The sequence below is a fragment of the Streptococcus sp. HMSC056C01 genome (assembly GCF_001811305.1).
In the GTDB taxonomy this organism is placed as follows: domain Bacteria; phylum Bacillota; class Bacilli; order Lactobacillales; family Streptococcaceae; genus Streptococcus.
Genome location: NZ_KV804214.1, coordinates 36,702 through 50,658 on the forward strand (window position 1 = coordinate 36,702; position 13,957 = coordinate 50,658).

The window sequence follows — 13,957 nt, forward strand, 5'->3', positions numbered from 1 at the left end:
TTTGAATCTAATAAAATTTCTTCTTAATCATTGAACGTTGAAAGTTTGATGCCGCTAAACTCAAGGCAATTGCTAGGCTAAAAGCTAAGACTGTATTAAACTTGAGGGCTAAAAAGATAAAGCTAAACAAGGCTAAAAAGACGCAAAAACAAGCAATGTTTACAAAGAAAAGAACTTCCTTCAAACTAGCAACGGAAGTGGTTTCTGGAACATAGTCTTGGTATAGCGTTGTTTGAGTTTCCTCTTCTTCAAACTCATACGATTGATATTTTCTTACGGGCATGATTCTCTCCTTAACAGTACTCTTTCATTTTACCATTTTTCAAGAAAAAAATTATTACAGTAAGGTTACAAAAATAATAAGTAAATTTATCATTTTAGGGAATAGCTGATTTTTCAGAAATGTGGTATAATTTTTCTTATGGAAAAGATTATTATTACAGCAACTGCTGAAAGCATTGAACAAGTAAAAGAATTACTAGAGGCGGGAGTTGACCGCATCTATGTCGGTGAAAAAGATTTTGGACTTCGCCTACCAAAGACTTTTTCTTATGATGAACTGAGAATCATCGCTGGTCTGGTTCATGATGCAGGTAAGGAATTGATCGTAGCGGTCAATGCTCTTATGCATCAGGATATGATGGATCGTATCAAGCCCTTCCTTGATTTCTTGGAAGAAATTAAAACAGACTACATTACTGTTGGGGATGCAGGTGTCTTTTATGTTGTCAATCGCGATGGTTATTCTTTTAAAACCATCTATGACGCATCGACAATGGTGACTAGCAGCCGTCAGATCAATTTCTGGGGACAAAAGGCTGGCGCTTCTGAGGCAGTATTGGCTCGTGAAATTCCATCAGCTGAACTCTTTAAAATGCCTGAAATTTTGGAAATTCCTGCTGAAATTTTGGTCTATGGAGCAAGTGTTATCCACCACTCTAAGCGTCCACTCTTGCAGAATTACTATAATTTTACTCAGATTGATGATGAAAAAACACGTCAACGCGACCTCTTCTTAGCAGAGCCTAGTGATCCAGATAGCCATTACTCAATTTTTGAAGACAATCATGGAACTCACATTTTTGCCAATAACGACCTTGATTTGATGACCAAATTGCCAGAGTTGGTAGAGCATGGTTTCACTCATTGGAAGCTAGAAGGACTTTATACTCCAGGGCAAGATTTTGTTGAGATTGCAAAACTCTTCATCCAAGCCCGTAGCTTGATTCAAGAGGGAAGCTTTACGCATGACCAAGCCTTCTTGTTGGACGAGCAAGTCCGTAAACTCCATCCAAAAAATCGTTTCCTTGACACAGGATTTTATGACTACGATCCTGACATGGTTAAATAAGAATCAGAAACCCGAAATAAAATGTTCGGGTTTTTCTAGTGCAAGGATGAATTTAAAGCGTATTCATGTTATAATAAAAGTAGCTTTTTGTTTGGAGGTGTTTAAGTGGAAAATCTGAAAAAAATAGCAGGCATCAAGGCTGCTGAGTTCGTAACCGACGGAATGGTTGTAGGACTTGGAACAGGCTCGACTGCCTATTATTTCGTAGAGGAGATCGGTCGTAGAATCAAGGAGGAAGGACTTCAAATTACAGCCGTAACGACTTCGAGTGTAACAACAAAACAGGCACAAGGATTGAATATACCGCTTAAGTCTATCGATGAGGTGGATGAGGTTGATGTGACTGTTGATGGAGCTGATGAGGTGGATCGTCAGTTTAATGGTATCAAAGGAGGTGGCGGTGCACTTCTAATGGAAAAAGTAGTTGCGACACCAACTAAACAGTATATCTGGGTGGTAGACGAGAGTAAGATGGTTGAGAAACTGGGCGCTTTCAAACTACCTGTCGAAGTTGTCCAATACGGAGCAGAACAGGTTTTCCGACGTTTTGAAAAAGCTGGTTGTAAGCCAAGTTTTCGTGAAAAAGATGGCCAACGCTTTGTGACGGATATGAAAAATTTCATCATTGATCTTGATTTAGGTGTTATTGAAGATCCGATTGCTTTTGGTCGTCAATTGGATCTCCAGGTTGGTATTGTTGAGCACGGTTTATTTAATCAAATGGTTGATAAAGTGATCGTTGCAGGACAAACTGGCGTTCAGGTTTTAACTTCAACAAAAGGGAAATAAAGGAGGCAAACGATGTCAAAATTTAAACGTATTCACTTGGTGGTACTCGATTCTGTAGGAATCGGTGCAGCACCAGATGCTCATAACTTTGTCAATGCAGGGGTTCCAGATGGAGCATCTGATACATTAGGACACATCTCTAAATCAGTTGGTTTGAATGTACCGAATATGGCTAAGATTGGTCTTGGGAATATTCCTCGCGAAACACCATTGAAGACAGTTCCAGCTGAGAGCAATCCAACAGGTTATGCGACTAAGCTTGAAGAGGTATCTCTAGGTAAAGATACCATGACTGGTCACTGGGAAATCATGGGACTTAATATCACTGAACCTTTCGATACTTTTTGGAATGGATTCCCAGAGGAAATCCTTACTAAAATCGAAGAATTTTCAGGACGTAAGGTTATTCGTGAAGCCAACAAACCATACTCAGGAACAGCTGTCATCGATGACTTTGGACCACGCCAAATGGAAACTGGCGAGTTGATTATCTATACATCAGCTGACCCAGTTCTTCAAATCGCAGCTCACGAAGATATCATTCCTTTGGATGAACTCTACCGTATCTGTGAATACGCTCGTTCAATTACCCTTGAGCGCCCAGCTCTTCTAGGACGTATTATTGCTCGTCCTTATGTTGGTGAGCCTGGAAACTTCACACGTACTGCAAATCGTCGTGATTTGGCAGTTTCACCATTTGCACCAACTGTTTTGGATAAATTGAACGAAGCAGGTATCGATACTTACTCAGTTGGTAAGATCAGCGATATCTTCAACGGTGCAGGTATCAACCATGATATGGGTCACAATAAGTCAAATAGCCACGGTATTGACACGCTTTTGACAACGATGGGACTTGCTGAGTTTGAAAAAGGATTCTCATTCACTAACTTGGTCGACTTTGATGCACTTTACGGTCACCGCCGTGATCCACACGGCTATCGTGATTGTTTGCATGAGTTTGATGAGCGCTTGCCAGAACTTATCGCTGCTATGAGAGAAGATGATTTACTCATGATTACTGCAGACCATGGTAATGATCCTACTTATGCTGGTACAGACCATACTCGTGAATACATTCCACTTTTGGCCTACAGCCCATCATTAAAAGGAAATGGACACCTACCAATCGGTCATTTTGCTGATATTTCGGCGACAATCGCTGATAACTTTGGCGTTGATAAAGCTATGATTGGTGAAAGTTTCTTAGATAAATTGGTTTAAGATGACTCGCTTTGCATTACTGGTTAGAGGGATCAATGTCGGTGGGAAACATAAGGTGGTTATGGCCCAGATTCGGCAAGAGTTGACAGAGTTGGGATTAGAAACTGTTGAAACCTACATCAATAGTGGCAATATATTCTTTGATACTAGCATGCCTAGAACTCAGTTGGTTGAGAGGCTACAGGATTTCTTTAAAGAACATTATCCATTTATCCAACATTTTTCCTTGTTAAGTCAAGAAGATTACGAAGAGGAGCTTAGAACTCTTCCGGAATGGTGGTTCCAAGAAATGGCTCGAAAGGATGTTCTCTTTTATACTGAGGGACTGGATATCAAGCAAGTCATCGAGAAAGTCGAAAGTATGGAACTGGTAGATGAAGTGCTTCATTTCGGGAAACTGGGAATCTTCTGGGGCAAATTCTCAGAAGAAACCTATAGCAAAACAGCCTATCACAAGTACCTGCTTAAGATGCCTTTCTATCGTAATATTACTATTCGAAATGCAAAAACCTTTGACAAAATCGGTCAATTTTTAAAAGATTATGAAGGAGACAGACAATGACATTATTAGCAAAAATCAATGAAACAGCTGCTTTCTTAAAAGAAAAGGGAGTAGAAGCACCAGAGTTCGGCTTGATTCTTGGATCAGGACTTGGCGAACTTGCTGAAGAAATCGAAAATCCAGTTGTGGTAGACTACGCTGAGATTCCAAACTGGGGACGTTCTACTGTTGTTGGACACGCTGGAAAATTGGTTTACGGTGAGCTTGCAGGACGTAAGGTTTTAGCACTTCAAGGACGCTTCCATTTCTATGAAGGGAACCCACTAGAGGTGGTGACTTTCCCAGTTCGTGTCATGAAAGTTTTGGGCTGTGAAGGTGTGATTGTAACCAACGCTGCTGGAGGTATCGGCTTTGGTCCTGGTACTTTGATGGCTATCACTGACCACATCAATATGACAGGACAAAATCCGCTAATCGGTGAAAACTTGGATGACTTCGGTCCACGTTTCCCAGACATGTCAAAAGCCTACACTCCAGAATATCGTGCTACAGCTCATGCAGTTGCTGAAAAGCTTGGTGTTAGACTTGATGACGGTGTTTATATCGGTGTAACTGGTCCAACGTATGAAACTCCAGCTGAAATCCGTGCTTATAAAACACTTGGTGCTGATGCTGTCGGAATGTCAACCGTTCCTGAAGTTATCGTTGCAGTACACTCTGGCTTGAAGGTTCTTGGTATTTCATGTATTACCAACTTTGCGGCTGGTTTCCAAGAGGAACTTAACCACGAAGAAGTAGTAGAAGTTACCGAACGTGTCAAAGGAGACTTTAAAGGATTGCTGAAAGCTATTCTTGCAGAATTGTAAGACTATGAGAGTACGACTCCAAAGTATGCCCTATGGACTGAGAGTGCTTCTAGCCACTTTATCATTAGGAATAGGGACGGGTCTGGTCGGAATTGCCTGTCATTATCTACTAGAAGGGGTGCAAGGGCTGGCTTTTGGCCAAGATGAGTCGGATTTACTCCAGCAATTTCAAGAAGCTGGAGGTCTCCGTAGATTTTTGGTCTTATGTGTGACTGGGTGCTTGGCAGCTGGTTTTTGGTATGTCTTGCAAAAGCGTTATAAGATTCTGTCTATTCGCCAGCAAATTGACTTAGCTGGAGACAGGGAACCAGCGCTCTTAGTCCACCTCTTTCATGCAGGGATGCAGGTTGCGATTGTCGGAGCAGGTGCATCGGTCGGAAAAGAAGGAGCACCACGTGAGGTCGGGGCTCTTCTAGCTGGTCGCTTGGCGAAAGGTTTTTCTCTAGCCCTCAAAGAGCGAAAAGTCTTGATTGCCTGTGGTGCTGGAGCTGGTTTAGCTGCGGTCTATCAAGTTCCCTTTGCCAGTAGCTTGTTCGTCTTTGAGACCTTAGGACTCGCCTACAGTTGGCAGAACCTTCTACTGGTTTTGACCAGCACTTATCTGGCCACCTGGGTCGCTCAGTCCATCATTGGTCAGGAGGCTATTTATCACCTGTCCACAGTCTCATGGTCGGCTAGCAGTTTCTTTCAGGCTATTGTGATTGCTTTCTTGGTTACTCCCTTGGCTCTGGTCTTTGCTTTCCTCTCCAAGCGGGCTAGTCACAAACGGCGGAAGGATGGGACGATTCTTTGGGCTCTTCCTCTAGCCTTTCTAGTGCTGGGGAGCCTAGTAGCCTTTTTCCCTATCTTTATGGGGAATGGCCAGGTACTAGCGCAAGCCCTCTTGTCTAGCCAGTCAATTCCTTATCTTCCACTGGCTCTTGCAGTGAAGGGGATTCTGGTTTATCTCCTCTTGCGTAATGGTGCTTATGGGGGAACTTTAACACCATCATTTGCCTTAGGGATTGGCTCTGGCTACCTAGTGACCTTGCTTTTGACAGCAGTTGGGATTCATCTAGATCCTGCTCTAGGGATGTTACTAGGAGCGACCGTCTTTTTAGGGACGACCTTAAAAGCTCCTCTGACAGCCATTGCCCTGAGCCTTGGATTTACAGGCCAAACTTGGAGTTTGACAATTCCGCTTGTACTTGCGGCTGGTCTGTCTTACGTGATTCGAAAGAGATGGGAGAAGAAACGATGAAGGTACATTTTGTACTGCATGAAACCTTTGAAGTGCCGGGCGCTTATCTAAAATGGGCGCAGGAGCGTGGCCATCAAGTGACTACAACTAAAGTTTATGAAAAAGAACTTCTTCCGGAAACTATTGATGGGATTGATTTTCTGATTGTGATGGGAGGACCTCAATCGCCAGATGAAGATCGAGAAGCTTTTCCATACTACGATCCTCAGGCAGAGATTGAGCTGATTCAAAAGGCCATGAAGGCTGATCGTTATATTGTTGGGGTCTGTCTTGGTGCCCAGCTCTTGTCTGTTGCCTATGGTGCAAAGTATGAGCACAGTCCAGAACGTGAGATTGGGGTTTATCCAATAACGCTTACTGAAGCTGGTTTAAAAGATGAACATGTCAAAGTTCTTGGACCGACTCTAAATACAGGACACTGGCATGGCGATATGCCAGGATTGACAGAAGATGCTGTCGTTCTTGCGACCAGTCAAGGTTGTCCACGTCAGATTATTCGCTTTAGTCCTAAACACTATGCCTTCCAAGCTCATTTGGAATTTGATCCAGAAACAGTAGAGCTCTTAATTGCTGCGGATGGCGAAGAAGTTTTGGAAGAACAAAGCAAAAAATTGACTTATGTTCAAAAGCCTGAAGCTATTCGAAACTATGCTTATCGAGAAATGAATGCAAAACTCTTTGCATTTTTGGATTCATTAACAAAATAAATATAAAAATGAAAGAAAAGGAAAGGGAGTTCGGGTTTGAAATTGAACCCGTAATCGCCTCAACTTTCAAAACTAACTTACAATTGAACCCGCCCTAAAAGCTGTGTGAAAAAGATCGATTGCCTTGCAAGTCCAGTACTTGCTGCGTCAATCCCCTATTTTCACTGTGCTTTTTACGGGCTTGGTATCTTATAGAAAGGTAGAGCGTGTGTTCTAATTTGAACACGAGCGGAAAGCTTTTCTAATTACTCAATTAAAAAAGAAAGGATGGGTTAACCGTATTAGCTGAACTGAATACGGGCGGAGAACTGTGTAAAAAAGATAAACTGTCTAGCATTTACAATGCGTCGCCAGTTTCCTATTTTTACTTTGTTCTCTGTCGCCTGTCTTGTTTATAAAAAATGAAAGGAAGGGTAGTTCGGGTTTGAAACTGAACCCGGGCTAGAGGCTGTGTAAAAAAGATAAATCCTCCTAGATGCGAGGCATCTTTGTCGGATTTCCTATTTTTACTTTGCCTCTTTTACGCCCTTGGTATCTTATATTATGTCTATCCATATTGCTGCTAAGCAGGGTGAAATTGCTGATAAAATTCTTCTTCCTGGGGATCCTCTTCGTGCGAAGTTTATCGCTGAGAATTTTCTTGAAGACGCTGTATGCTTCAATGAAGTCCGTAACATGTTTGGTTACACTGGAACTTACAAGGGCCATCGTGTATCTGTCATGGGAACAGGGATGGGAATGCCATCAATCTCCATCTATGCGCGTGAATTGATTGTCGATTACGGTGTGAAGAAATTGATCCGTGTCGGAACTGCTGGTTCTTTGAATGAGGATGTTCATGTCCGTGAATTGGTCTTGGCGCAAGCAGCTGCAACCAACTCAAACATCATCCGCAATGACTGGCCTCAATATGATTTTCCACAAATCGCTAGCTTTGATTTGCTAGATAAAGCCTACCATATTGCCAAAGACCTTGGCATGACCACTCACGTCGGAAATGTTTTGTCTTCAGATGTTTTCTACTCAAACTACTTTGAAAAAAATATCGAACTTGGTAAATGGGGAGTCAAGGCTGTAGAAATGGAAGCAGCGGCGCTGTACTATCTTGCTGCCCAACACCATGTGGATGCACTTGCTATCATGACGATTTCTGATAGTTTAGTTAATCCCGATGAGGATACAACTGCAGAGGAACGTCAAAATACTTTCACAGATATGATGAAGGTTGGTCTAGAGACCTTGATTGCAGACTAAAGTCAGATTCCATTTATGAGATTACTCTTGTTCTCAAAATGATAAGCATGTTCATTGCTTCAATCCTATAAATAGATGAGAATAAGGACTTTGAAGAACGTCAAATTGTGTCAAAGAACCGAGACTAGTCAGTTTAATATCTAAACCATAATCAAATAAAGTTGAAAGCCTGGTTGACAGAAGCTAAAGGTTTTCAACTTTTTTAGAACAAAAACTAAAGGAGGGGTAAAATGGATAAGATTGAACAATTACAGGAACTGATAGACCAAAGTCAGAGAATTGTCTTTTTCGGTGGTGCAGGGGTTTCTACAGAGTCTAATATTCCTGATTTTCGAAGTTCTGATGGTGTTTATAGTCTTAAGTTGGGGCGCCATTTTACTGCCGAGCAATTGGTTTCACGCACCATGTTTGAACGCTATCCAGAGGATTTTTTTGATTTCTACAAAAAGTATCTCGTCTATCCAGATGCCAAGCCAAATTTAGCACATGATTATCTAGCGTCGTTAGAAAAAACAGGTAAATTAAAGGCGATTGTGACGCAAAATATTGATAGCTTGCATGAAATGGCGGGGTCTCAGAAAGTTTTGAAACTGCACGGTAGTGCAGATCGTAATTACTGTTTGGGCTGTCATCGATTTTATGATTTGAATGCATTTTTGGCACTTGAAGGTCCAGTTCCTCACTGCTTAGATTGTGGCAATGTGGTTAAACCTGACGTAACTCTTTATGAGGAACCTCTGGGTATGGATGTATTTAGTCGAGCAGCACAAGTCATTCAGCAAGCAGATTTATTGATCATAGGTGGAACTTCCTTAGTTGTTTACCCTGCAGCTAGCCTAATCAATTATTTTTCAGGGTCAAATCTTGTCGTTATCAACAAATCCAGCACCCCTCAAGACAGCCAAGCTGATTTAGTTATCGAAGGTAAGATTGGAGAAGTTTTTTCTAAATTGAGACAATAAAAAACTGAAAGAAGTAGGACTATGCTTCCTTCAGTTTTTTTGTATCACGAACTCAGAAACTATGAACAAGATTCTCTTCATTTCTAGGGGAATTTTATTGTTGATTTATAAATTGCTCGAGTTATTTTTAATTGTTGAATAAAAGGAAAAAAGGAAGACTTTCTGGATGAAAAACTTCCTTTTTTAGTCAATCAGTACATGCTGATTTTAATGAAATGCTACTATATTGTTTACTTTTTTAAAGATCGCAAAAAACCATCAATCTCTGCTTGAGAATGGAGAATGCTCATCTTTTCTGGGTAAGTATTGTTTAAGTATTGGTATCTTTCCTTAGCATTTTTTGTACGTCCATCCCAGAGAATCCAACGGATAAATTCCCAGTTGAATTGCTCGGGGCATCCCTTAGCCATACTTTCTCTAACTTTTCCTCTGTACTTTAAATAGCGCTTAAAGGCTCTTAGCAAACAAGTCCAAGCAGAGAAGTTTAAAAAGATGATCTGGTCAGCTTGCTCCATTCTTTCCTCATAGCAACACCAAGAGTAGTTGCCATCAATGACCCAGTTTTCGTTGTTGGCTAGAAAAGTTTTCATTTCGTTCAGCATCCAGTCGCGGTCACTATCTTGCCACCCTGGCTGAAATTGGAGAGTATCCATATGAAGTTTGGGGATAGAGTAGTGATTAGCTAGTTTTTCTGCCAGAGTGGATTTGCCTGATCCAGAATATCCAATGATAGCTATTTTCATAATAACCTCCAGAAAATGTGCACAAAAAAAGCTCCGAGGAGCTCATTTTGTATGCAGTTAATGATTAACCAAGTTTAGCTGCAAGACGTGCTTTATCACGGCTAGCTTTGTTTTTGTGGATCAAACCTTTAGTTTCTGCTTTATCGATAGCTGAGCTGGCAGCACGGTAAAGTTCTTCAGATGGGTTTGCTTCAAAAGCTTTGATAGCAGTACGCATAGCTGACTTTTGAGCTGAGTTCTTTTCGTTTTGTTTAACGTTCAATTCAGCGCGTTTGATAGCTGATTTAATGTTTGCCAATGTTCTTACCTCCATTTTTACTAACTATACCATTATATCTGAAAACTTACGTTTTGACAAGGGAAAATTATTTTTTTAAGTAAATTTCATCAATTTCGTGATTTTTAGATTTATGGAGAATGACCTCGGCACGATTTCGTGTCGGTTCAATGTAATTCTGGAGATTGGTTAGGTTGATACTGGTCCAAACTTGGTGGGCAAAATCCTTGACTTCACTAAGAGGAAGTTGAGTGAAACGATAGTAATAGTTACCTGGATCATCTTGAGCAAAACTCAAAAGTTTTAAGAAACGATCCAAATACCAACTTTCAATATCCTCGACTGCGGCATCGACATAGATTGAAAAGTCAAAGAAATCAGTAATATAGAGACGTGCATTGTGTGGATTTTGGAATACGTTGATTCCCTCAACAATGACAAAATCAGCGGCTTCTACTCGTTGTTTTTGAACTGGCACGATATCATAGATTTCATGGGAATAAACAGGGATATCAACATCCTGCCCATTTTTAAGTTGGTCTAGGAAATTGAGCAAAGCTTCCATGTCGTAACTCTCAGGAAAACCCTTGCGGTTGAGAATGTCTTGCTCAATTAAGACACTGTTTGGGTATAAAAAACCATCTGTAGTAACCAGTTCAACACTTGCTCCAGGGACTATACGAGAAAGCAAAATTTGCAAGAGACGACTAGTGGTTGATTTACCGACAGCGACACTTCCTGAAACTCCGATAATAAAGGGCTGTTTTTTGCTCTCTCTTTGAAGGAAAATGCCTTTTGAAAAGGCAAGGTCTTCTTTGGAACGTTTGTAAATCTGAATCAGATGTGCCAGTGGCAGATAGATATCAGTAACATCTTGTAGGCTAATCTGGTCATTGAAACTCTTAATAGAATCTAACTCCTCCTCGGTCAAGGGAGGAGTTGTTTTGCGATGCAAGGATTGCCAAGTTTCGCGGTTTATCTTTTCAAAATGTAAAAATTCGTTGGTCATTTGTTTTCCCCTAGATATTTTGTCTATCATACCATAAAAAGCTAAAAAAATGAAGCGGTTTCTTGAATGTGGTAAGTCAGTAGTATATACTATAAGTAGATAGAGGATGAACAAATTATTGATGAAGTAGGAGCTGGTTTCTCCTGATTTTATCAGCTAATAAAGGGGACTTTTTAGTTCACAACTTATAGGAGGTGTACTATGAAAATCTTAAAAAGTTACATATTGGAACTCTGTTTTTATTTTAAGTTTTGCTTTACCTTTTATAAAAGGAGCCAATGCAGATAATGGTAGACGCTTTGTGGAAACCTATTACGGTTTTACTTTTTTGATGGATCATGCTATTGTAACAGCTGTCTTTATCTGTTCGCTCTTAATTGCTTTTTTACTAAAAAAACGGTGGACGAAATGGCTTGCTGCTAGTAGTTATCTATTTTTGATTTTGTGGATTGCTACAGAGGGTTATTTATTCCGCATGTCAATAGAAGATTTGATACGACTGTGGACAAGTTTGGAAATCCTAACACAAACTTATCAGTTGGGCTTTTATCTAAACATCTTATTGGGAATACTGTTGATAATTAAGTATTTGAAGGTAAAGCAATAGTAATCAAAATGCGTCTGATTATAGACAATAAATTTGTTGTTTTATCCTGACTGTTATTTCTTGTAGCTCCCAATGACTTGTCATTCGTTTCCAATCATTGATTGAGATTGAAGAATAGCGCTTTCTTTGTTAAAATCTAAGAGGGAAAACCTATAAAGGAGGACTAAGATGAAAGCTAGATTAAGAGAAAAAACGCTGATTTTTATCAGCCTATTTGTAGTTGTTTTATGGTTATCACCAAACTGGGTGAATTTCTCCTTTTCAATAGGATCTTACTACTATAACTGGACTATTTTTGTCCTTTTTATCTTATTGCCACTCATAGGACTTGGCTACCTTGTGTTAGCTTTCTTTAAAAGAAAGTGGTGGCTCTTCTTTTTTGGTTTAGCTTGTATCTTTGCTTTTCCAATTACCATGGCAGTAGGGAGCTTTTTACTAGGTCCCTAATCCTAATCAGAACTTATATTATTTTTGAAAAAATACAATGTGTTTAAAGGCTTGATACCTTTGTAAACGATTTACAAATAACTTATTTTTATGGTAAAATAGTATCATGAGTAAAATGTATTATGCAGAAAATCCAGATGCAGCCCATGATGTTCATGAACTTAGAGTTGAGCTACTTGGGCAAAAGATGACCTTTTTGACAGATGCTGGTGTCTTTAGCAAAAAAATGATTGACTTTGGAAGTCAGTTGTTGTTAAGATGCCTTGATGTTGAAAAAGGTGAAAAAATTCTTGATGTTGGTTGTGGCTATGGTCCGATAGGCTTGTCTTTGGTTAAGGCTTATGATGCCCAAGCAACGATGGTGGATATCAATAATCGTGCCCTGGATTTAGCCCAGCAAAATGCAATGAAAAACAAAGTTCAAGCGACTATCTTCCAGTCTAATATTTATGAGCAGGTAGAGGGACAATTTAACCATGTCATTTCGAATCCGCCCATACGTGCAGGCAAGCAAGTAGTTCACGAAATCATCGAAAAAAGTATAGACTTTTTAGTAGACGGTGGTGATTTGACTATTGTTATCCAGAAAAAACAAGGAGCCCCAAGTGCCAAAAATAAGATGGAAGACGTATTTGGCAATTGTGAGGTTGTAAAGAAAGATAAGGGATATTACATCCTTAAAAGTGTAAAAGAATGAGAGCAGTAGATCTAATCCAGAAAAAAAGAAACGGGCAAGAACTCAGTTCGAACGAAATCCAATGGTTGATTGAAGGCTATGTGGCAGGAACTGTTCCTGATTACCAGATGTCAGCATTTGCCATGGCAGTTTACTTCCAAGGAATGACCACGAAAGAAATTTCTGATTTAACCATGAATATGGTTAAGACAGGTCAGGAGTTTGATTTGTCTGCTATAGATGGTGTGAAGGTTGATAAACACTCTACGGGTGGTGTTGGTGACAAGGTAACTTTAATCCTAGCACCCTTGGTAGCTAGTTTTGATGTCCCAGTGGCTAAGATGAGCGGTAGGGGCTTAGGCCACACTGGTGGTACTATCGATAAATTAGAATCCATCAAAGGTTTTCAGATTGAACGCAGTCAGGATGAATTTATCAAACAAGTTCAAGAAATTGGAGTTTCAGTTATTGGTCAGTCGGATCAACTAGTTAAGGCTGACAAACTTCTCTATGCCCTTCGGGATGTGACGGCAACAGTGGATACCATTCCCTTGATTGCTAGTTCGGTCATGAGTAAAAAAATTGCAGCTGGAGCGGATGCTATTTTGCTGGATGTTACTGTCGGTGAAGGTGCCTTTATGAAGACAGTTGATGAGGCACGCCAACTGGCTCAAACCATGGTAAACCTTGGTAAGGCTGTAGGTCGTAAGACAGTAGCAGTTATTACTGATATGAGTCAACCTTTGGGACGTGCCATTGGTAATCGTTTAGAAATCCTAGAAGCTCTGGAAATTCTTCAAGGTAAAGGCCGTCAAGATATTAGCCACTTTATCTGTGAGTTGGCCCAGATTATGTTATCATTAGCAAATGTTGAAAAAACTATCGAGGAAGTAAGGCAACATCTTGAAAATGGTAAGGCTCTCAAGAAATTTGAAGAGATGGTTCTAGCTCAGGGTGGAGACCTAGAAGACCTCTATCGTCCAGTAAAAGTTGACCATGTAGTTGATATTCCTGCTCAAGAAGACGGACTTATCGCAGAACTTCCAGCCATGGAGTTTGGTCTTTTTGCTATGAGATTGGGTGCTGGTCGTGCCGTTAAAACAGATGCTCTTGACTATGAGACAGGGATTGTTTTTGAGAAGAAAGTTGGAGAATCAGTCAAAAAGGGTGAAATTGTTGCAAAAGTATATGCAAATGGCAAAATTTCTCCGGAACTAGTTACAGATTTCCAAAATTATGTTAAAATTAAGATAAGTGATGAAGCGATAAAAACGCGTGAAATCATTGAAATTATCTCCTGATT

Annotated in this window: 16 protein-coding genes and 1 pseudogene; 13 read left to right on the plus strand and 4 right to left on the minus strand. The window is 40.3% G+C overall.

Features of this window, described 5'->3' with window-relative positions:
• Positions 1 to 7 precede the first annotated feature (7 nt).
• On the minus strand, positions 8 to 283 hold the full coding sequence (locus HMPREF2795_RS08715) for a DUF3270 family protein (protein WP_049548330.1): 276 nt from the start codon (positions 281 to 283) through the stop codon (positions 8 to 10).
• Between the two features lie 138 nt (positions 284 to 421).
• Here HMPREF2795_RS08715 and HMPREF2795_RS08720 point away from each other — a divergent pair, with 138 nt between their 5' ends.
• From HMPREF2795_RS08720 to HMPREF2795_RS08760, 9 genes are all read left to right on the plus strand, one after another.
• Positions 422 to 1,351, plus strand: a complete 930-nt coding sequence (locus HMPREF2795_RS08720; RefSeq protein ID WP_075228663.1) for a peptidase U32 family protein — start codon at positions 422 to 424, stop codon at positions 1,349 to 1,351.
• A 105-nt stretch (positions 1,352 to 1,456) separates the two neighbouring features.
• A complete protein-coding gene (gene rpiA, locus HMPREF2795_RS08725; RefSeq protein WP_049502970.1) occupies positions 1,457 to 2,140 on the plus strand; it encodes a ribose-5-phosphate isomerase RpiA in 684 nt (227 codons plus the stop codon).
• A 12-nt stretch (positions 2,141 to 2,152) separates the two neighbouring features.
• Positions 2,153 to 3,364, plus strand: a complete 1,212-nt coding sequence (locus HMPREF2795_RS08730; RefSeq protein ID WP_075228664.1) for a phosphopentomutase — start codon at positions 2,153 to 2,155, stop codon at positions 3,362 to 3,364.
• Between the two features lies 1 nt (position 3,365).
• Positions 3,366 to 3,926 carry a DUF1697 domain-containing protein gene (locus HMPREF2795_RS08735; RefSeq protein ID WP_075228665.1) on the plus strand — a complete coding sequence of 187 codons (561 nt, stop codon included), beginning with the start codon at positions 3,366 to 3,368 and terminating at the stop codon, positions 3,924 to 3,926.
• Positions 3,923 to 4,732: a purine-nucleoside phosphorylase gene (locus HMPREF2795_RS08740; RefSeq protein ID WP_061862939.1), complete on the plus strand. Its 810-nt coding sequence runs from the start codon at positions 3,923 to 3,925 to the stop codon at positions 4,730 to 4,732. Before HMPREF2795_RS08735 ends, HMPREF2795_RS08740 begins: the two co-directional genes overlap by 4 nt.
• 4 nt (positions 4,733 to 4,736) lie before the next feature.
• Positions 4,737 to 5,972, plus strand: coding sequence for a chloride channel protein (locus HMPREF2795_RS08745; RefSeq protein WP_075228710.1), 1,236 nt, complete (start codon positions 4,737 to 4,739; stop codon positions 5,970 to 5,972).
• Positions 5,969 to 6,679, plus strand: coding sequence for a type 1 glutamine amidotransferase (locus tag HMPREF2795_RS08750; protein ID WP_075228711.1), 711 nt, complete (start codon positions 5,969 to 5,971; stop codon positions 6,677 to 6,679). Before HMPREF2795_RS08745 ends, HMPREF2795_RS08750 begins: the two co-directional genes overlap by 4 nt.
• A gap of 543 nt (positions 6,680 to 7,222) precedes the next feature.
• A complete protein-coding gene (deoD, locus tag HMPREF2795_RS08755) occupies positions 7,223 to 7,933 on the plus strand; it encodes a purine-nucleoside phosphorylase (protein ID WP_045763751.1) in 711 nt (236 codons plus the stop codon).
• A 230-nt stretch (positions 7,934 to 8,163) separates the two neighbouring features.
• Positions 8,164 to 8,895, plus strand: a complete 732-nt coding sequence (locus tag HMPREF2795_RS08760) for an NAD-dependent protein deacylase (RefSeq protein WP_075228666.1) — start codon at positions 8,164 to 8,166, stop codon at positions 8,893 to 8,895.
• Between the two features lie 230 nt (positions 8,896 to 9,125).
• Here the strand turns inward: HMPREF2795_RS08760 and HMPREF2795_RS08765 are convergent, their stop codons facing one another.
• The 3 genes from HMPREF2795_RS08765 to coaA all read right to left on the minus strand — a co-directional run bounded on the left by HMPREF2795_RS08765 (position 9,126) and on the right by coaA (position 10,924).
• Positions 9,126 to 9,638, minus strand: a complete 513-nt coding sequence (locus tag HMPREF2795_RS08765; RefSeq protein WP_075228667.1) for a DNA topology modulation protein — start codon at positions 9,636 to 9,638, stop codon at positions 9,126 to 9,128.
• 64 nt (positions 9,639 to 9,702) lie between these two features.
• Positions 9,703 to 9,951 carry a 30S ribosomal protein S20 gene (rpsT, locus tag HMPREF2795_RS08770; protein WP_029689628.1) on the minus strand — a complete coding sequence of 83 codons (249 nt, stop codon included), beginning with the start codon at positions 9,949 to 9,951 and terminating at the stop codon, positions 9,703 to 9,705.
• A 52-nt stretch (positions 9,952 to 10,003) separates the two neighbouring features.
• Positions 10,004 to 10,924: a type I pantothenate kinase gene (gene coaA, locus HMPREF2795_RS08775; protein ID WP_075228668.1), complete on the minus strand. Its 921-nt coding sequence runs from the start codon at positions 10,922 to 10,924 to the stop codon at positions 10,004 to 10,006.
• A 201-nt stretch (positions 10,925 to 11,125) separates the two neighbouring features.
• Here coaA and HMPREF2795_RS08780 point away from each other — a divergent pair.
• The 4 genes and pseudogenes from HMPREF2795_RS08780 to HMPREF2795_RS08795 all read left to right on the plus strand — a co-directional run bounded on the left by HMPREF2795_RS08780 (position 11,126) and on the right by HMPREF2795_RS08795 (position 13,955).
• Positions 11,126 to 11,531 (plus strand): annotated as a pseudogene (locus tag HMPREF2795_RS08780) (hypothetical protein).
• 168 nt (positions 11,532 to 11,699) lie between these two features.
• Complete coding sequence (locus tag HMPREF2795_RS08785) at positions 11,700 to 11,978, plus strand: 1,4-dihydroxy-2-naphthoate prenyltransferase (RefSeq protein WP_075228669.1); 279 nt, start codon at positions 11,700 to 11,702, stop codon at positions 11,976 to 11,978.
• Between the two features lie 106 nt (positions 11,979 to 12,084).
• Positions 12,085 to 12,675, plus strand: coding sequence for a class I SAM-dependent methyltransferase (locus tag HMPREF2795_RS08790; RefSeq protein WP_148131300.1), 591 nt, complete (start codon positions 12,085 to 12,087; stop codon positions 12,673 to 12,675).
• Positions 12,672 to 13,955 (plus strand): pyrimidine-nucleoside phosphorylase, encoded by a 1,284-nt coding sequence (locus tag HMPREF2795_RS08795; protein ID WP_075228671.1) that lies wholly within the window; start codon positions 12,672 to 12,674, stop codon positions 13,953 to 13,955. The genes HMPREF2795_RS08790 and HMPREF2795_RS08795 overlap by 4 nt, the downstream gene beginning before the upstream one ends.
• Positions 13,956 to 13,957 lie beyond the last annotated feature (2 nt).